Raw genomic sequence first — 18,870 nt, 5'->3', positions numbered from 1 at the left:
ACTAAGCTTTGAGGCAGCTCAATCCTCGGGGCTTTCAGCATGAGCGCCTTTGAAACCTACTGGTTCCCCCTCATTCTCGCCGTCTGTTCCACGGCGCTGGGCGCCTGGCTGTCGGTGTGGTTGCCGAAGTACCTCAGCACGCGACGTTACTCGCGTCGGGAGGATCTGCTCGGTGTCTGGGATTCCACCTGGCAGGATGCGGACGATGCCAATCAGTGGGTGACCGAAAAGGTCGAGATCGACATTGCCGATGGTCAGTTGCGCCTGCGCAACTCCGATAATGTCGGCGGCTATCGCTGGCAGGGCACCTGTGAGTTATACGAGGACCACTACCTCCATGGCACCTGGAAGTCGCTGAAAAAGGCCGCGCCTTCAAGTGGTGTGTTCAGCTTCCTGATGCTGCCGCAGGGGGAGGTGATGGTCGGGCAGGCCATGGGCGCCGACAAGTTCGGCACGCCGCGCACCTCGGACTGGATACTCGCTCGACAAGCCGCGGATATCGACATCGGCAAAAAGTGGCTGATCAAACACGCCACCTATTATCGAGGTTGAAAGCCTGGGCCTAGTCTTTGGCCGCGTCAGGCCAGGCGTTGATCACCGATTGCAGGAACTGCTCCGCCAACTGCGGATCGTCTATCGCCCTGGCGATCAAAATCGCCCCGGTAATGGAAGAGAGGATGCGCAGCGCCTGCTGGTGTTTTTCCTCCGGCGTCTCGCCGTCGGCCAGCGCCGTCAGGGTATCGATCAGGGTCTGCACCCCGGCGGTGAATGAATGGCTGACCGTGCCGCCGGTGCGCGCCACATCGGCGCCCAAGGCGGGAATAGGGCAGCCTTCGGTCCAGTTGCGCAAGTGGCTCATCGTCAGATAGCCCTTCAACAGCTGCGGTATGGATTTGGCCGCACGCCAGTCGTTGATGTTGGTTTCGAAGGTACGGCTGACAGCCTCGGTCGCCAACTGCTCCTTGCCGCCGGGGAATTGCCCGTAGAAACCGCCATGGGTCAGGCCAACCGAGCGGGACAGCTCGCCGATGCCGATGCCATCGATACCTTTCTCTCGATACAGGCGCGAAGCCGCTGCGAGGATGGCTTCCTTGTTGGCGGCGGCCTTGTCTTTGCTGACTTTCATGTGCGGCTCCTGTGGCCAGGTGGACATTGCCTGGACGATTTTTCACTGAGAGGCTGGTATTGATGATATTCATCATATAAATTCAGCGCAATGGCGTTGCCAGCCTCGAGCGCAGTCTGGCCGATTCCGAGCCCGTGGCTCAAGACCTACCAATGAACGGGTGCTGACCCATGAAAACCACTGATCTGCGCGACATCGACCTCAATCTGCTGGTGATCTTTGAAACGCTGATACAGGAGCGCAACGTCACCCGCGCGGCACAGAAGCTGTCGTTGGGCCAGCCGGCGGTCAGTGCGGCGCTGAATCGCTTGCGCCGGCTGTTCAACGACCCGTTGTTCGAACGCCTCGGCCGGCAGATGAAGCCTACCGCACGGGCCATACAGGCGGCGCAGGTCCTGATGCCGGCGCTGGATTCGATTCGCAGCGTGGTCAGTCAGGCCGTTTCAAGGAGAAAAACACCCATGAATTCAAAAGGTTGATCCACGGTCATTTTTTTTGCCTTTATATATGACAACCATAATTAATGATGATGTCCAAGTTCACCCCGTTCGATTCGTCGCTGCCCACTGTGCGGCCGAGAATTCGCAAACCCTAAACCGTCTGGCGGACACCCCCCATGGAACAGTCACTCAAACCCTTGCGTTACCCCCTCACGGCGTTGTCCCTTGCCGTCATCACCGCGTGCGGTCATGCGCCGGACGCCGCGCAGGCGCCGGCGGCGCCCCATGTCACCGTCGCCAAAGTGCTCGAGCAACCGATCACCGAATGGGACGAAGTCACCGCCCGCCTGGAAGCGCCGGAAACCGTCGTGGTGCGTCCACGGGTGTCGGGGCAGATCGATCGGGTGGCCTTCACCGATGGCGAGCTGGTGAAGAAGGGCGACCTGCTGTTCCAGATCGATCCGCGGCCGTTCGAACATGAAGTGCATCGCCTCGACGCGCAGTTGCAACAAACCCGCGCGACCCTGGTGCGCACCGCCAATGAAGCCCAGCGTGGCCAGCGCCTGTTGAGCAGCAATGCGATTTCCGCCGAGCTGGCCGACACCCGCAACACCTCTGCCCAGGAAGCCAAGGCCGCGGTCGATGCGATTCAGGCACAGCTGGACCTGGCGAAACTGAACCTGAGCTTCACCCGCGTCACCGCACCGATCAGCGGCCGGGTCAGCCGCGCCGAAATCACCGCCGGCAACATCGTCACTGCCGACACCAGTGCGCTGACCAGCGTGGTGTCCACCGACAAGGTCTACGCCTACTTCGACGCCGACGAACGTCTGTTCCTCAAGTACGGCCAGTTGTCCCGTCAGGGCCAGCGTAGCCAGACCACACCCGTGTACATGGGCCTGTCGAACGAGGAGGGCAACAGCCACCAAGGGCAGATGAACTTTGTCGACAACCAGGTCAATCCGAAGACCGGCACCATCCGCGGCCGGGCCGTGTTCGACAACGCTGACGGCCAATACACCCCGGGTCTTTATGCACGCTTGAAACTGGTTGGCAGCGCCGCGTATGCGGGTCTTTTGATCAAAGACGAAGCGGTCGGTACCGACCTCGGCAAGAAGTTCGTGCTGGTGGTCGACCAGGACAACAAGGCGGTGTACCGCACTGTCGACCTGGGGCCAAAACTGGAAGGCTTGCGCATCGTGCGCAGCGGCCTGCAGAAGGACGACCGCATCGTCATCAACGGCTTGCAACGGGTGCGTCCCGGCGCCGTGGTCGCCCCGCAGGACGCACCGATGGCCGATCCGCAAACCCTTGCCAACCTGGCCAGCCAGCGTCAGGCCTTCGAGGCGAGCAATCAGCCCGCCGTCCCCTCAACGCAATCGGTGAAGGCACCGGCACTGGTGAAAACCGATGCCGTTGCCTCACCTCGCGGATAAAGGAACACCGCCATGAAGTTCTCCCAGTTCTTTATCACGCGGCCGATCTTTGCCGCGGTGTTGTCGCTGCTGATCCTGATTGCCGGTGCAATCTCGCTGTTCCAGCTGCCGATCAGCGAATACCCCGAGGTCGTACCGCCTACGGTTGTGGTGCATGCCAACTATCCGGGGGCCAACCCCAAGGTCATCGGCGAGACCGTGGCCGCGCCTCTGGAGCAAGCCATCACCGGCGTCGAGAACATGCTGTACATGTCCTCGCAATCCACCGCTGATGGCCGCCTGACGCTCACCGTGACCTTTGCCCTCGGCACCGACCTGGACAACGCTCAGGTGCAGGTGCAGAACCGTGTGACGCGGACCGAACCTAAGCTGCCCGAGGAAGTGACGCGCATCGGCATCACCGTCGACAAGGCCTCGCCCGAGCTGACGATGGTGGTGCACCTGACCTCGCCGGACAAACGCTACGACATGCTCTACCTGTCCAACTACGCGATCCTCAACGTCAAGGATGAGCTGTCGCGCCTGAACGGCATCGGCGACGTGAAAATGTTCGGGATTGGCGACTACTCGCTGCGGATCTGGCTCGACCCGAACAAGACCGCCTCGCGCAACCTGACGGCGACTGACGTGGTCAACGCGGTGCGTGAACAGAACCGTCAGGTCGCTGCCGGGCAATTGGGCTCGCCGCCGGCGCCCAACGCCACCAGCTTCCAGATGTCGATCAACTCGCAAGGGCGGCTAGTGACCGAGGAAGAGTTCGAGAACGTGATCGTGCGCAGCGGTGAAGACGGCGAGATCACCCGCCTGAAGGACATTGCGCGGATCGAACTGGGTTCCAACCAGTACGCCTTGCGCGCCTTGCTCAATAACCAGGAAGCGGTGGCCATGCCGATCTTCCAGCGTCCGGGCTCCAACGCGATCGAGGTGTCCGACCAGGTGCGGGCGACCATGGCCCAACTCAAGAAGAACTTCCCCGAAGGCATGGACTACGAGATCGTCTATGACCCGACCATCTTCGTGCGCAGTTCGATTGAAGCCGTGGTGCACACGCTGTTCGAAGCGCTGATTCTCGTGGTGCTGGTGGTGATCCTGTTCCTGCAGACCTGGCGCGCCTCGATCATCCCGCTGGTGGCGGTACCGGTCTCGTTGATCGGCACCTTTGTCGTGATGCACCTGTTCGGCTTTTCCCTGAACGCGTTGTCGTTGTTCGGTCTGGTGTTGGCCATCGGCATCGTGGTCGACGACGCCATCGTTGTGGTGGAGAACGTCGAGCGAAACATCGAGACGGGCCTGAATCCCGTCGAGGCCACCAAAAAAGCCATGGGCGAGGTGACCGGTCCCATCATCGCCACGGCGCTGGTGCTGTGCGCGGTGTTTGTGCCGGCAGCCTTCATCTCCGGGCTGACCGGGCAGTTCTACAAGCAGTTCGCCCTGACCATCGCGATTTCCACGGTGATCTCGGCATTCAACTCGCTGACCTTGTCGCCGGCTTTGGCGGCGGTACTGCTCAAGGCCCATGGCGCGCCGAAGGACCGCTTCTCGCGGATTCTCGATCGCCTGTTCGGTGGCTGGTTGTTCAAACCGTTCAACCGCTTCTTTGAGAAGGCCAGCCGTGGTTATGTCGGCACCGTGTCCAAGGTCATTCGTGGCAGCAGTGTGGCCCTGCTGGTGTACGCCGGCCTGATCGGCCTGACCTACCTGGGCTTCAGTACCACACCGACCGGTTTCGTGCCGACCCAGGACAAGAAGTACCTGGTGACCTTTGCGCAATTGCCCGATGCGGCCAGCCTCGACCGCACCGAATCGGTGATCCGGCGCATGAGCACCATCGCCATGAACGAGCCGGGTTTCGACAGTGCGGTGGCTTTCCCGGGTTTGTCGATCAACGGCTTCACCAACAGCCCGAACGCCGGTATCGCTTTCATCGGTTTGAGTTCTTTCGATGAGCGCAAGGACCCGAGCCTGTCGGCAGGGGCCATCTCCGCGTCGCTGAACGCCAAGTTCGGCGGCATCCAGGACGCCTACACGGCGGTGTTCCCACCGCCACCGGTACAAGGCCTCGGCACCATCGGCGGTTTCCGTTTGCAGATCGAAGACCGCGGCAACCTCGGTTATGAAGAACTGTACAAAGAGACCATGAACATCATCGGCAAGAGCCGCAGTGTTCCGGAACTGGCCAACCTGTTCACCAGCTACACGGTGAACGTGCCGCAGGTCGATGCCGCCATCGACCGCGAAAAAGCCAAGACCCATGGCGTGGCGATCAACGACATCTTCGACACCCTGCAGGTGTACCTGGGTTCGCTGTACGCCAACGACTTCAACCGCTTCGGGCGCACCTATCAGGTCAACGTCCAGGCCGAACAACAGTTCCGTCAGGAGCCGGAGCAGATCGGTCAGTTGAAGGTGCGCAACAACAAGGGCGAGATGATTCCGCTGGCGACCTTCGTCAAGGTCAGCCCGACCTCCGGACCGGATCGGGTGTCCCACTACAACGGCTTCGTCACCGCGGAAATCAACGGCAGCGCGGCGCCAGGCTACAGCTCGGGCCAGGCACAGAAAGCCATCGAGAAACTGCTCGCGGAAGAACTGCCCAACGGCATGACCTACGAATGGACCGACCTGACCTATCAGCAGATTCTCTCCGGCGATACCGCATTGCTGGTGTTCCCGCTCTGCGTGTTGCTGGCGTTCCTCGTGCTCGCTGCGTTGTATGAGAGCTGGAGCCTGCCGCTGGCGGTGATCCTGATCGTGCCGATGACCCTGCTGTCGGCGATTGCCGGGGTGATCATCTCCAAGGGCGACAACAACATCTTCACCCAGATCGGCTTGATCGTCTTGGTAGGCCTGGCGTGCAAGAACGCGATCCTGATCGTCGAGTTCGCCAAGGATAAACAGGACCAGGGCCTGTCGCCGCTGGACGCCGTGCTGGAGGCGTGCCGCATGCGCCTGCGGCCGATCCTGATGACCTCGATCGCCTTCATCATGGGCGTGATCCCGCTGGTCACGTCCACCGGTGCCGGCTCGGAAATGCGCCACGCCATGGGTGTGGCGGTGTTCTCCGGGATGCTCGGGGTGACCTTCTTCGGCCTGCTGCTGACCCCGGTGTTCTTCGTCCTGATCCGCCGCTACATCGAACGCAAGACCGCACGCAAGGCGGCCAGACTCCACGCGCTTAACCTGATTGAACCGGAGGCACACTGATGACTGCTTACAAGCTTTTTTTACCCAGCCTCCTCGTAGCGGCACTGGCCGCCTGCACTGTGGGCCCGGATTACAAAACGCCCGACACCGCGCCTGCCCATGTGCTGTACGCCCAAGGTGCCAATTACGATCAGTCGCGATTTGAAAGTGTCTGGTGGCAGCAGTTCGACGACCCTACGCTTAATCAACTGGTCACCAAGGCGCTGGATGGCAACCGCGATCTGCGTGTGGCTTTCGCCCGCTGGAAAGCCGCCCGTGCCATTCGCGATGACATCAGCAACGACAATCTGCCAGTGGTTACCAGCCGTGCCAGCAGTCAGCAGGGCAAATCCCAGGTGCCGGGGCTGAGCGAGAAACGGGTCAATACCGAACGCTACGACCTGGGCCTGGACATGGCCTGGGAAGTAGACCTGTTCGGGCGCATCCAGCGGCAACTGGAGTCGAGTGATGCCGTGGAAGACGCCACCGCCGCCGACCTGTATCAGGTACGGGTGAGCATGATTGCCGAGTTGGTGGATGCCTACGGTCAATTGCGCGGTGCACAGCTGCGCGAAAAAATCGCCGTCGCCAACCTGAAGAACCAGAGCGAATCACGGGCCGTCACTGTGAGTCTGCGCGACGCCGGGGTCGGCAACGAACTCGACGTAGTGCGTGCCGATGCGCGGCTGGCAGCGGTCGAGGCCTCAGTGCCGCAGCTACAAGCGGAGCAGGTGCGGCATAAAAACCGCATCGCCACGCTGCTCGGCGAGCGCCCGGACACGCTGAGCGTCGACCTCGGACCGAAAGACTTGCCGGCGATTGCCAAGGCGTTGCCGATTGGTGATCCGGCGCAATTGCTGCGTCGGCGTCCTGATGTGATTGCCGCCGAGCGTCGCCTGGCCGCCTCGACAGCGGACGTGGGCGTGGCGACGGCAGATCTGTTTCCGCGGGTGAGCCTCAGTGGTTTCCTCGGCTTCACCGCCGGCCGTGGTTCGCAGATCGGTTCCAGTGCCGCCCGAGCCTGGGGACTGGGTCCGAGCATCACCTGGGCGGCGTTTGACCTGGGCAGCGTGCGTGCCCGAATTCGTGGTGCGAACGCCCAGGCCGAAGGGGCCCTGGCGACCTACGAGCAGCAGGTCTTGCTCGCCCTGGAAGAGTCGGAAAATGCCTTCAGCGACTACGGCAAGCGTCAGCAGCGCCTGCTGTCGTTGATCAAGCAGAGCGAGTCGAGCCGCGCGGCGGCGGACCTGGCGGCGACTCAATACAAGGAAGGCATTGTCGATTATCTGGTGCTGCTCGATGCACAGCGTGAGCGGCTCAATGCCGAGGATGCCCAGGCCCTCGGCGAAACCGATCAGTACCGCGCCATCGTCGCGATCTACAAAGCCCTGGGCGGCGGTTGGGACAGCGGCGATACCCGGCTGGCGAAAAACTGAGTGGCGTGTTGAAAGCACGAGCGGCCCGACCACAGCGGTGAGTGCCGCTGTGTTTGTATCTTCAGGTGTCCGCTGGGGCCGCCGCAACGCTGGCATACAAAACCCGGTTTCCGCGACATGTGGGCGATACACGACAGCCTTCAAATGAACCCACCAGCACCGCGCCAGATCCGGCGTGGTGATCGTGGTTCGACCGGAGGAAAGCACATGTTCAGTAGCAAACTGCGTCTCGCCGTCCTGACTGCCTTGGGAGTCCTCGCCATCGCGGGGAACTCGCAAGCCCAGGAAATTCAATCAGCTCCCGCCATGAAAAGCTGGCAGCAGGGGCTTCATCGTACAGACCTTGTGCGCGGCGACCTCGGCACTGCCGACCGTGAGGTGATTCAGGTGCGTGTCGATTTCGATCCCGGCGTCGCTTCCCCCAGGCATGCCCATCCGGGCGTGGAAGTGGCCTATGTCATCAGCGGTACATTCGAGTATCAACTGGAAGGACGGGCACCGGTGACGCTCAAGGCCGGAGATTCACTGCTGATTCCCGCCGGGGTTGAGCATGTGGCGAAAAATATCGGCCAGGACAGCGGGTCAGAGCTGGCGACCTACGTAGTGAAGAAGGCCGAACCACTGCTGATTTTGAAGGAGTAGGCGAGGGGCGCCGACGTCCTTTGACGCAAGGCGCGGCGGAGGCGGTCTTGCGTGACGACTACTGACTGCACACCTGCCAGACACAATCCCGTAACCAGCGGTGGGCAGGGTCTGCCTCCATCCGTGGGTGCCACATCATCGATACCGTGATCGCTGCTGTCGGGAACGGCAGGGCAAATATTTGCATGCCTTCACTCAGGTTGCCTGTGTGCCGTTCAGGCACCGTGGCCACCAGGTCCGACACCCGCGCCAGGGCCAGTGCCGTGGAAAAACCAGCGACGGTGGTGACGATGTCGCGCTCGAGTCCGAGCGCTTCGAGGGCTTCGTCCATCACGCCTTTGGCGCGGCCCCGGCGAGATACCAGCACGTGGCGGGCGGCGGCGTAACGTTGTGCGGTGATCCTGCCTTTGGCCAATGCATGTCCCTTGTGCACGACGCCGATCAAGCGATCACGGAACAGCATGCGCACGCGTACTTCCGGGCTGGTGGACTCGTCGACCACACCGGTTTCCAGATCGACCCGACCGTCGCGCAGCAGGCTGCTGTCGCGGTTGAGCTTTTGCACGAAATTCAAACGCACTTTTGGCGCCTGCTGGTTGATCAATGCAATCAGTTGCGGGGCAAAGTTTTCCACGAAGCCATCGCTGGTGCGTAGGGTGAAGGTGCGCTGCAGTTGCCGCAGATCAAGCTGTTCATTTGGCCGCAGCATGGCTTCGGCCTCTTGCACCAAGGCTCCGACGCGCTCGCGCAACTCCAGTGCCCGAGGCGTCGGCACCAGGCCGCGACTCCAGTGCCCGAGGCGTCGGCACCAGGCCGCGACCGGCTCGCACCAGCAACGGATCGCCCGTGGTTTCACGCAGGCGCGCCAGCGCCCGGCTCATGGCCGACGGACTCAGACGCAAGCGCTGGGCGGCACGGGCGACGCTGCCTTCCTCGAGCAGTACGTTCAGGGTGATCAGCAGATTGAGGTCGGGCATCAATAGGGTTCCTGGGGGGCAGGCCTGCTTCGGGCGTCGTGTCAGTCGGTATTGGCGTTGAATGATGCGACGCCTTCGCGAGCAAGCTCGCTCCCACAAAGGTGAGCGATTGATGATATGGCGTTCAGTGCATGAATATAGTGCAAATGCTGCGTCTTCCGCCATGTCAGGGGGACGCATAGGCTGCGGACAACCTGTTTGCGGAGTGCCGAACCATGAAGTCCCAGTCTATTTCCGGAGCGCTGCTCAGCCTGTCGCTGTCGATGCTCCTGTCCTCCCTTGGCACCAGCATTGCCAACGTCGGTTTGCCGACCTTGGCCGATGCATTCTCGGCGTCGTTTCAGGCGGTGCAGTGGGTGGTGCTCGCGTATCTGCTGGCGGTCACGGCGTTGATCGTCAGTGTCGGCAGGTTCGGTGATCTCTTGGGGCGCCGCCGTCTGTTGCTGATGGGGATCGCCTTGTTCAGCGGCGCGTCAGTGTTGTGTGGACTGGCGCCGAGCCTCGACTGGCTGATCGCTGCCCGCGTCTTACAAGGTGCTGGCGCGGCGATCATGATGGCATTGAGCATGGCGCTGGTGGGGGAGGCGGTGGCCAAAGACAGAATGGGCAGCGCCATGGGGCTGTTGGGCACGATGTCGGCCATCGGCACGTCGCTGGGGCCGACCCTCGGCGGGTGGCTGATTGCCCACACCGGTTGCCAGGGGCTGTTTCTGGTCAATGGGCCATTGGGTGTTCTGGCGCTGCTGCTGTCGTACCGGTTTTTACCGGGTGATCGTGGGGAGCGGAGAGCAGGGTGGGCGAGTTTCGATGTGCGGGGCACGCTGTTGCTGGTATCGACCTTGCTGGCCTACGCACTGGCCATGACCCTTGGCCGAGGTCATTTTGGCGCGCTGGACGCGGCGTTGCTGCTGGCGGCGGTGTTCGGCCTGGGCCTGTTTGTCGTGGTCGAGCGGTCGGTTGATTCGCCCTTGATTCAACTGTCGGTGTTCAGCCATCCGCGACTCAGTGGCGGTTTCGCCATGAGTGCGCTGGTAACGACCGTGGTCATGGCCAGCATGGTGGTCGGGCCGTTTTATCTCGGCGGTGCCCTGGGGTTGCCAATGGCGAGCGTCGGTCTGGTGATGTCCGCAGGCCCGCTGGTGGCTGCGCTGGTGGGAATACCGGCGGGTCGCTGGGTTGACCGATTTGGCGCGGAGCGCTCCAGCAACCTTGGGTTGATGGTCATGCTGATCGGCAGCGGCAGCGGCAGCCTTTGCCTGCTGCCCATGCAGTTGGGCGTTATCGGTTATCTCGCGTCGCTGTCGGCAATGACTGCCGGTTACGCGCTGTTCCAGGCGGCCAACAACACCGCCGTCATGTCTGGTATCGAGGCGCAGCAGCGTGGCGTGATCGCCGGTTTGCTCGGGCTGTCGCGCAATCTCGGGCTGATCACCGGTGCCTCCGCCATGGGCGCGGTGTTCGCTTTCGGCTCTGCTGCAGGCGACGTATTGCAGGCGCAACCGCAGGCCCTTGCCCAAGGCATGCGCCTCACTTTCGCCGTCGCCGCAGGGCTGATCGTCATTGCGCTGATCATTGACCGGATCAGCAGAAACGTTTCACGTCGATCGTTAGCTTCATACTGAAAAACGCCACGACTGTCGTGAAAACGACCTGTTTGCGCTGATCGCGAAGCCTTGTGTTTTTTCTGTTGAACGACTGTTCAGTCTCGACTATGTTGGGGACACCTTTCCCCGGCTGGTTGCGGGCTTGCGTTTCTTCAATTCGAACGAGGCACTGGCATGCGGTTTTCACCCTTTGTTGAGCGGATAAGTGGCCAGGGCGTGGCTGCGTGGGACATTCACTACGAGGCCACTGCGGCTCAACGCCGAGGCGAGGACGTGATCATCCTCAGCGTTGGTGATCCGGATTTCCCCACCCCGGACTTCATCACCGATGCCGCGATCCACGCCTTGCGCGAAGGTGACACCCACTACACTGAAATCGCCGGCCGCCAGACCCTGCGCGACGCCATCGCCAGCCGCTACAGCCAGTTGATCGACCGCCCGCTGCAAGCCTCGAACGTGATAGTCGCAGCCGGTGCGCAGAACGCCTTGTTCGCCACCTCGATGTGCCTGCTCAGTGCCGGCGACGAAGTGATCGCCCTCGATCCGATGTACGTCACCTACGAAGCCACCCTCAAGGCCTCCGGCGCCACCCTGGTGCGCGTGCCCTGTTCAGCGGACGCCGGTTTCCGTCTCGATGCCGCCGTACTCGCCAAGGCCATTACCCCACGCACCCGGGCGATTTTTTTCTCCAACCCGAACAACCCCACGGGCGTGGTGCTCAACCGCGAAGAGCTGCAAGCGATTGCCGACCTGGCCATTGCCCATGACCTGTGGGTGGTGGTCGATGAAGTCTATGAAAGCCTCACCTACGAGCGCGAATACCTGAGTCTGGCCGCGTTGCCGGGCATGGCCGAGCGTTGCGTGGTGATCGGCAGCCTGTCGAAATCCCACGCCATGACCGGTTGGCGCATCGGCTGGATCGTCGCCGACGAAGCCTTGGTCAACCACGTTGAAACCCTGGTGCTGAGCATGCTCTACGGCCTGCCTGGATTTGCCATGGAGGCCGCGCTCAAGGCCGTGCAATCCCACGAGGAAGTGACCCACGGCATGCGCGACATCTATCGTCGGCGTCGTGACGTTGTGGTGTCGGGCCTGAGGGATTGCCGCGGTATCAGCGTGCTGACCCCCGACGCCGGCATGTTCGTGCTGGTGGACGTGCGCGGCACCGGCCTGAGCTCGCTGGAGTTCGCCTGGCGCCTGTTGCGCGAGGCCCATGTGTCGGTGCTGGATGCGGCGGCGTTCGGCGAGCCGGCCCAGGGTTTTGTGCGCCTGTCGTTCACCTTGAGCGAAGAGCGCCTGGCCCAGGCCTGCCAACGCATTCGTGACTTTGTCCTGGTGCTGAACGGTGAGGCACCGCGACCGCTGATCAACGGTGTGTGTAGCGCGGCGGTGGTCGAGCCGGTGGCGGTCAAGACCATGATCGAGGTCGACAAACTGCACAAACGCTTCGGCAATATCGAAGTACTCAAGGGCGTGTCGCTGACCGCTCGTGAAGGTGACGTGATTTCCCTGATCGGCGCCAGTGGCTCGGGCAAAAGTACCTTGCTGCGCTGCATCAACATGCTCGAAGTGCCGGATCAGGGGCGCATCCTGGTCGACGGCGAAAGCATCAAGCTCAACCACGACCGTCCCGGTGCGCCGCTGGTGTCCGACGCCAAGCAACTGGTGCGCATCCGTTCGAGCCTCGGCATGGTGTTTCAGAACTTCAACCTCTGGCCCCATCGCACGGTGCTGGAAAACCTCATCGAAGCGCCGACCCAGGTCCTGCGTGAAAGCCGTGCGGAGGCCACCGAAAGGGCCGAAGCCTTGCTGGAACGGGTAGGGCTTGCGGCCAAGCGCAACGAGTACCCGGCGTTTCTCTCCGGGGGACAGCAACAACGGGTGGCCATCGCCCGGGCCCTGGCCATGCGGCCCAAGGTCATGCTGTTCGATGAACCCACCTCGGCACTCGACCCGGAACTGGTCGGGGAAGTGCTGCGGGTGATCCGCTCCCTCGCCGAAGAAGGCCGGACCATGATCCTGGTGACTCATGAAATGGCTTTCGCACGCGATGTCTCGTCCAAGGTCGCCTTCCTGCATCAGGGGCTGATCGAGGAATCCGGTTCGCCGGACGAAGTGTTCGTAAACCCACGCAGCGAGCGTTGCCGGCAGTTCGTCAACGCTCATCAGACTCGCTGATAACATCAATAAAAGACGGGGAACAATCATGGGAAATCGACGTTTGGCAAACTGGTTGGGCGGCGTGGCGTGCGTCATGCTCGCGGGCATCAGCGCGGCGCAAGCCCAGCCGATCCGCTTCGCGGTCGCCGCCGAACCCTATCCGCCGTACACCGAGAAGCAGGCCAACGGTGAGTGGAAGGGCTTTGAAGTCGACCTGATCCACAAGCTGTGCAGCGAAATGAAAGCCGAATGCGAGATCAAGGAAGTGGCGTGGGACGGCATCATTCCGTCGTTGCTGGCGAAGAAGATCGACGTGATTTTCTCATCGATGTCAGTGACCGAAGAGCGTGAAAAACAGATCGCCTTCAGCAAGGCCTACTACGATTCCGCTGTCGCGGTCGTCGGTCCGAAAGGCACCACCATCACCAAGTACCCGGATGACCTCAAGGGCAAGACCATCGGCGTGCAGAACTCGACCGTCAGCGCCAGCTACCTGAAGGCCTACGGCGAAAAAATTGCCAACGTCAAATACTACGATACCCAGGACTCGGTGAACGCCGACCTGATTGCCGGCCGCATCGACCTGCAAATGGCCGACGGCACCGCCATGGCCGCCTTCGTCAAGACCCCGGATGCCAAGGACCTCGCCTTCCTCGGCAACGTGCCCTACGACCCGCTGTTCGGCAAAGGTGTAGGCGCCGGTCTGCGTAAAGAGGACACCGCCCTCAAGGCCAAGCTCGACACCGCCATCGAACAGCTGCTGGCGAGCAAGGACTACGACGATCTGTCCCAGAGCTACTTCGGTATCAATGTGAAGCCGGCGTTCTGACACCCGAACGCAAACCCCCTGTGGGAGCGGGCTTGCTCCTACAGGGGGGCGGTGATGCTTTTACTGGAGATTGAAATGCCAGCAATGTTCGAAATGATCGGTTTCAGCGAACAGGGATGGGGTCCGGCGCTGCTCAAGGGACTGTGGATGACCCTGCAGATATCGGCCGGGGCCTTCGTCGTCGGGCTGGCGGTCGGACTGGTGGTGGCCTGTGTCAAGTTAGGCGCGCCCAAGCCGATTGCGGCACTGGCGCGCGGCTACACCACTCTGTTCCGCGCAGTTCCCGAGTTGTTGATGATCCTGCTGCTGTACTACGTCGGTTCCATGCTCCTCAATTCGCTGATGGCCTCGATGGGCTACGACGCGGTCAACGTCAGCGGCCCGCTGGCGGCGATCCTGGTGCTGGGGCTGGTGCAGGGTGCCTATGCATCGGAAATTTTCCGTGCAGCGATCCAGGCCATTCCCTTCGGCCAGATCGAAGCGGCCAAGGCCTTCGGCCTGCACGGCTTCGGTCTGTTCCGTCGCGTCACGCTGCCAATCATGGCGCCCTACGCGATGGCGGGGATGGCCAACCTGTGGATCAACCTGATCAAGGACAGCGCCCTGATCAGCGTGGTCGGCACCAACGAGCTGTTGTACACCGCCAAGCAAGGGGCGGGTTCGACACGTCAGTACCTGTTGTTCTACCTCACCGCCGCGGCGCTGTATTACCTGGTGACGCTGGCGTCCAACTACATGTCGGGACGGCTGGAGCGACGCATTCGTCGCTGGATGCCTCTTGTTGACTGAACCGGCAGAGAAAACCAAATGATTCCAGCGTGGATTGTCGAATACGCCGCACTGTTGGGACGAGGGTTGCTGACCACCGTCGAAATCCTCTTGATCTCCACGGTGTTCGGTTTTGTCCTGGCGGTGCTGGTGGCCCTGGCGCGCATCTCGAAAAACAAGCTCATTGCCAAGGTCAGCCTGTTCTACACCAGCGTGACCCGCGGTACGCCGCTGCTCATCCAGATCTACATCTTCTACTACGGCCTCGGCAGTCTGTTCGCGCAATTCCCGCTGATTCGCGGCAGCTTCCTCTGGCCCTACCTGCGGGACGGCTACTGGTACATCGTGTTTGCCCTGGTGGTGTCGGTGGGGGCCTATGTCGGCGAAGTGATTCGCGGCGGTCTGCTGGCGGTGCCCAAGGGCGAAATCGAAGCCGCGTCCGCCTTCGGCATGACCCCGCGCCAGTCGTTGTTGCGGGTGCGCTTGCCGCGGGCCTTGCGCCTGCTGCTACCGACCCTTGCCGGGGAAACCGTGATGCTGCTCAAGTCCACGGCACTGGCCTCGACCATCGCCGTGATCGATCTGCTGGGCGCGGCCAACGTAGTCCGCGCGCAAACCTTGCAGGTGTACGAGCCGCTGCTGCTGGTGGCTGGCGTCTACGTTTGCCTGACGTTCCTGATCGAAGCCTTGTTTGCCTTTGCTGAACGGCGCGGGACGCCGGTGCGCAGGTCCGCATAATGGGGTTGCCACGGGTCGACCGGTCGCTGCAGGGCATAGGCCTGTGCACCTTGGGCTATGCGTTCCTGGCGTTGCAGGACGCGGTGATCAAGTGGCTGGTGGCCGATTATTCGGTGGTGACCATCCTGTTCTGGCGCGCCGCCGTCGTCGTTGTCGCTGTGGTCGTGGCGGGGCGTTCGCGGCTGATCCAGCGCGCCTGGCATTCACCCAGTCGGCGCCTGCTGGTGGTGCGCGGCCTGCTGTCGATCGTCGCCTGGCTGCTGTACTACACGGCGGCTCGCGACCTGAGTCTGGCGGAGATGACCACCCTGTATTTCTCGGCGCCGATCATGGTCACGGTGCTGGCGGCAGTGATCCTCAAGGAGCGGGCGAGCGGCTGGCAATGGTTCAGCCTGATCGTCGGGTTTATCGGCGTCATCATCGCCTGCCGCCCCGACAACATGACCGAGCCGCTGCCCATCGTGCTGACGTTGCTGGCGGCGGTGTGCTGGGCGTTCACTTACATCCAGCTGCGGCAGGTGGATGAGCAGACTTCCGTGTTGGAGCAGATGCTGATCACCAACGTCGTCTTCGTCATTTGCATGGTGGTGGCATTGCCGTGGACCTACACACCGTCGCCAACCCCGGCCTGGCTAGGCATGCTCGGCGCCGGGCTGGTGGGTGGCATCGGCCAGTTCCTGTTGTTCGCCAGTTTCCGCCGCGCCACTGCGACCTTGCTGGCGCCGTTCGAATACACCGGCCTGATCTGGGCGTTCGCCTTGTCGAGCCTGGTCTGGGGCACGCTGATGGACACCTCGCTGGTGATCGGCGCTGGGCTGATTGCGGTCAGCGGCACCCTGGCGATGATCTTCGGCCGGCATCCCTCACAGGACGTCGTCGGTGCCGAATGCTCCGTGTCGCAGCCCCTTTATCCAACAACGGCAGATATGGAGACCGTTGGCGGCGCTGAAGGTCTCGGGGTTCAGGCACCACTCGAGCCAGAGTCCGTCGAGCATCGCCGATAGGCCGATGGCCGCAAGGCGGGTGTCGTGAATCACGAAGCCCTCGCTGACCGCCAGCTCGTCAAGCAACTGACTGAGCAGGTCGATGTAGGCGCGGTAGGTTTTTTCGTGGGACTGGCTGACGTGTTCGGAGTGGCGGATCAGGCTCCAGAACACCACCCACACCCCGAGCAGTTGTGGGTCCATGACCCGGGGCGAAAACGAGCCGACGAGAAACGCGTCCATCTTCTGCGCGGGGGTGCCGGCCTGTTCGATCTCGTGCTTGAGGGCGGTGGTCAGTTCGAGGGCGAGCTTGTGATAGGTGTCGGCAATCAACGCATCGATGCTGCCGAAATGATGATTGAGCAGCCCCACGGACACCCCGGCCTCGGTGGCGATGCGTCGCACGGAAATCCCGGCGTGGCCGTCACGTCCCAGGCAACGCAAGGTGGCGGCCACCAGCATTTCTCGGCGGTCATCGGCTTCGGCGCGACGGTTCTTCGGGGGAATGGTTGTCACGGGACAGTCCTTGGGTGCAGTTACACGACATCGAGCTTAGTTGAACACTTGTTCAATCACCAGCGACGACAAGGACAAAAAACAGGGTTTTTCAACGGTCATCACGGGGGACAGGGCAATGACGCAGGATGTTTCGTTCAATGTTCGCAACAACAACGGCGAGGCCGTGCGGGTCGCAGCCTGGCGTTACCAAGGCGATGGCAGCGGGCCGATCGTGCACTTGCAGGCCGGGGTTCACGCCGATGAAATCGCCGGGATGCTGGTGCTGCACCTGTTGATGCCGCGCCTGCAAGCGGCCGAAGCAGCAGGGCGTCTCAAGGGCCAGGTGACCGTGGTACCGCAAGCCAATCCACTGGGCATCGGCCAGTTTCGTCAGGGGCGGATACTTGGCCGTTTCCACGACGCCACCGGGCATAACTTCAACCGTGGCTTCGACCAGTCCGCAGCGATGACACGGGCTGCCAGCAACGTGCAGGAGTGGCAGAAAAAGCTGGTGGAGCTGGCAGCAAATGCCGATGTGATGCTCGACCTGCACACCGATGACGAAGCCTTGCCGTACCTCTACGTGCACCGCGCCTTCTGGCCTGGTGGCCGTGAGTTGGCCGCCGCGATGAAGATGGACGTGGCGATCATCTGGGACGACGGCGGCGACGGCTCCTTCGAGGAAACCATCATCGCGCCCTGGCTGCGCGAAGGCGCCACCGCCCGGCGCATGGCCGCGACCCTCGAGCTGCGCGGGCAGGGCGATGTCAACGATCGTTACGCACAGTCCGACGCCGACGGCCTGTACCACTGGCTGTGCACTCAGGGCGTTGTCGACGAGTCGGTGGCAGCGGCGGAATGGCCGGTGGAGGCGATGGAAATGGGCCACATGGAAACCATCATTGCGCCGCAACCGGGCATTTTGATCTTTGAAAAAGAGCTGGGGGATTTCGTCGAGGAAGGCCAGCGCTTTGCACGGATTCTCCGGACGCCGGGGGATCCGTCCTCGGAAATCGTCCTGCATGCCGAGCAGTCAGGACGCCTGGTCACCCGCTATCGCGATCGCTTGATCGCCCAGGGCATGGGCGTGGCGAAGTTCACCGGCAGCCGGGTGTCGCGCAACTGGAGTGGTGGTTTGCTAGATCCCAACTAAGCGTCACGGGCGAGGGCGTCGGCCAGGTACTCGGCAAACGCCCGCGCCGCCATGCGCGTGGTGCGTCCCAGTGGAAAGTACGCGTGCACCGGCAGGTCGGCCATCTGCCAATCCGGCAGCAACGCCACCAAGGCGCCGCTGGCCAGTTCCAGCTCACAGGCCCAGGAAGTGGTCGAGGTAATGCCCAGCCCGCCAGCGGCGGCCGCCAGCGCCCCGGCGGTGTCGTTGGTGGAAAACTGTGGATGAACAGCAACCGGCGTCACCTTGCCATCGCGTTCGAATGTCCATGACGAAGCCTGGGCGCCCGCCGGGCCGCCGATGATTCGATGCTGTTGCAGGTCTTGCGGCATAGTCGGCGTGCCATGCCGGGCGAGATAGGCCGGGGAGGCCACTATCACCCGGTGCATGCTGCCGATCTGCCGCGCAGTCCCGGCAAGGTCCGGCAGGTGGCCGACTCGAATGCCGATGTCCACCGCTTCCTTGACCATGTCCTGCCACTGGTCCTCCAAGAGCAACTCCAGGTGCAACTGCGGGTGGCGTTCGGTAAATGCCGAGAGCCGTGGAATCACCACGCGAATGCCCATGGTCGAAGGCATGCCGATGCGCAGCAGGCCGCGCAATTCGCCGCTTTCGCGCACACTGTTTTCCGCGTCGTCGACGGCGGCGAGAATCGGCTCCATGCGCGCCAGAAATTCCAGCCCGGCCTCGGTCGGCGTCACTGCCCGGGTGGTGCGCGACAACAATCGTGCGCCCAAGGTGGCTTCAAGCTCGGCAATCATCCGCGACACCTGGGACTGCGCCAGACCGCTTTCCCGGGCCGCCGCGGAAAAGCTGCCGAGCCGCGCAACGCGGGTATACAGACGCAGGCTGACAATGTCTTTGAGGGGCATGTGGGCG

15 protein-coding genes and 2 pseudogenes are annotated in these 18,870 nt (G+C 62.4%); 13 read left to right on the top strand and 4 right to left on the bottom strand.

Features of this window, described 5'->3' with window-relative positions; genetic code table 11:
* The first annotated feature begins 39 nt into the window (after nt 1-39).
* The gene (locus EIY72_RS18975) at nt 40-552 is read left to right on the top strand and encodes a hypothetical protein (RefSeq protein ID WP_093223386.1); all 513 of its coding nucleotides are present in this window, start codon (nt 40-42) and stop codon (nt 550-552) included.
* Between the two features lie 10 nt (nt 553-562).
* Here EIY72_RS18975 and EIY72_RS18970 read toward each other — a convergent pair whose 3' ends face one another.
* A complete protein-coding gene (locus EIY72_RS18970) occupies nt 563-1,126 on the bottom strand; it encodes a TetR/AcrR family transcriptional regulator (protein ID WP_093223383.1) in 564 nt (187 codons plus the stop codon).
* 170 nt (nt 1,127-1,296) lie between these two features.
* Here EIY72_RS18970 and EIY72_RS18965 point away from each other — a divergent pair, with 170 nt between their 5' ends.
* The 5 genes from EIY72_RS18965 (at nt 1,297) to EIY72_RS18945 (ending at nt 8,263) form a co-directional block, all read left to right on the top strand.
* The gene (locus EIY72_RS18965; RefSeq protein WP_093223381.1) at nt 1,297-1,605 is read left to right on the top strand and encodes a LysR family transcriptional regulator; all 309 of its coding nucleotides are present in this window, start codon (nt 1,297-1,299) and stop codon (nt 1,603-1,605) included.
* 137 nt (nt 1,606-1,742) lie between these two features.
* Nucleotides 1,743-3,002, top strand: coding sequence for a multidrug efflux RND transporter periplasmic adaptor subunit MexE (mexE, locus tag EIY72_RS18960; RefSeq protein WP_093223378.1), 1,260 nt, complete (start codon nt 1,743-1,745; stop codon nt 3,000-3,002).
* A 12-nt stretch (nt 3,003-3,014) separates the two neighbouring features.
* Nucleotides 3,015-6,206, top strand: coding sequence for an efflux RND transporter permease subunit (locus EIY72_RS18955; protein WP_093223375.1), 3,192 nt, complete (start codon nt 3,015-3,017; stop codon nt 6,204-6,206).
* Entirely contained in the window at nt 6,206-7,621 is a 1,416-nt protein-coding gene (locus EIY72_RS18950) for an efflux transporter outer membrane subunit (protein ID WP_093223372.1), read from the top strand. Before EIY72_RS18955 ends, EIY72_RS18950 begins: the two co-directional genes overlap by 1 nt.
* Before the next feature lie 207 nt (nt 7,622-7,828).
* The gene (locus EIY72_RS18945; protein ID WP_093223369.1) at nt 7,829-8,263 is read left to right on the top strand and encodes a cupin domain-containing protein; all 435 of its coding nucleotides are present in this window, start codon (nt 7,829-7,831) and stop codon (nt 8,261-8,263) included.
* Nucleotides 8,264-8,321: 58 nt separating this feature from the next.
* Here EIY72_RS18945 and EIY72_RS18940 read toward each other — a convergent pair.
* Nucleotides 8,322-9,240, bottom strand: a pseudogene (locus tag EIY72_RS18940) (LysR family transcriptional regulator).
* Between the two features lie 215 nt (nt 9,241-9,455).
* On the opposite strand from EIY72_RS18940, the gene EIY72_RS18935 reads away from it, so the two are divergent.
* From EIY72_RS18935 to EIY72_RS30155, 6 genes are all read left to right on the top strand, one after another.
* Nucleotides 9,456-10,862 (top strand): MFS transporter, encoded by a 1,407-nt coding sequence (locus EIY72_RS18935; protein ID WP_093223366.1) that lies wholly within the window; start codon nt 9,456-9,458, stop codon nt 10,860-10,862.
* Between the two features lie 156 nt (nt 10,863-11,018).
* On the top strand, nt 11,019-13,022 hold the full coding sequence (locus EIY72_RS30220) for an aminotransferase class I/II-fold pyridoxal phosphate-dependent enzyme (protein WP_093223362.1): 2,004 nt from the start codon (nt 11,019-11,021) through the stop codon (nt 13,020-13,022).
* Nucleotides 13,023-13,050: 28 nt separating this feature from the next.
* Complete coding sequence (locus EIY72_RS18925; protein ID WP_093223359.1) at nt 13,051-13,833, top strand: transporter substrate-binding domain-containing protein; 783 nt, start codon at nt 13,051-13,053, stop codon at nt 13,831-13,833.
* Nucleotides 13,834-13,908: 75 nt separating this feature from the next.
* Nucleotides 13,909-14,622, top strand: a complete 714-nt coding sequence (locus EIY72_RS18920; RefSeq protein ID WP_093223356.1) for an ABC transporter permease — start codon at nt 13,909-13,911, stop codon at nt 14,620-14,622.
* An 18-nt stretch (nt 14,623-14,640) separates the two neighbouring features.
* Nucleotides 14,641-15,339 carry an ABC transporter permease gene (locus tag EIY72_RS18915; RefSeq protein ID WP_093223353.1) on the top strand — a complete coding sequence of 233 codons (699 nt, stop codon included), beginning with the start codon at nt 14,641-14,643 and terminating at the stop codon, nt 15,337-15,339.
* Nucleotides 15,339-16,343: a DMT family transporter gene (locus EIY72_RS30155; protein ID WP_093223350.1), complete on the top strand. Its 1,005-nt coding sequence runs from the start codon at nt 15,339-15,341 to the stop codon at nt 16,341-16,343. Before EIY72_RS18915 ends, EIY72_RS30155 begins: the two co-directional genes overlap by 1 nt.
* Here the strand turns inward: EIY72_RS30155 and EIY72_RS18905 are convergent.
* Nucleotides 16,299-16,784, bottom strand: a pseudogene (locus EIY72_RS18905) (TetR/AcrR family transcriptional regulator); the annotation flags it as partial. The gene EIY72_RS30155 and the pseudogene EIY72_RS18905 sit on opposite strands and share 45 nt — an antisense overlap.
* Nucleotides 16,785-16,956: 172 nt before the next feature.
* Between EIY72_RS18905 and EIY72_RS18900 the strand changes: the two are divergent.
* The gene (locus tag EIY72_RS18900) at nt 16,957-17,973 is read left to right on the top strand and encodes a M14 family metallopeptidase (protein WP_093223345.1); all 1,017 of its coding nucleotides are present in this window, start codon (nt 16,957-16,959) and stop codon (nt 17,971-17,973) included.
* On the opposite strand, the gene EIY72_RS18895 is transcribed toward EIY72_RS18900, so the two are convergent.
* Complete coding sequence (locus EIY72_RS18895) at nt 17,970-18,863, bottom strand: LysR family transcriptional regulator (protein WP_093223343.1); 894 nt, start codon at nt 18,861-18,863, stop codon at nt 17,970-17,972. The two genes, EIY72_RS18900 and EIY72_RS18895, sit on opposite strands and share 4 nt — an antisense overlap.
* Nucleotides 18,864-18,870: the final 7 nt, after the last annotated feature.

Origin of the sequence: Pseudomonas vancouverensis, from assembly GCF_004348895.1 — a bacterium.
Lineage (GTDB): Bacteria > Pseudomonadota > Gammaproteobacteria > Pseudomonadales > Pseudomonadaceae > Aquipseudomonas > Aquipseudomonas vancouverensis.
Note: the sequence above shows the minus strand (reverse complement) of the source record. Positions and strands in the feature narration are given on the sequence as shown.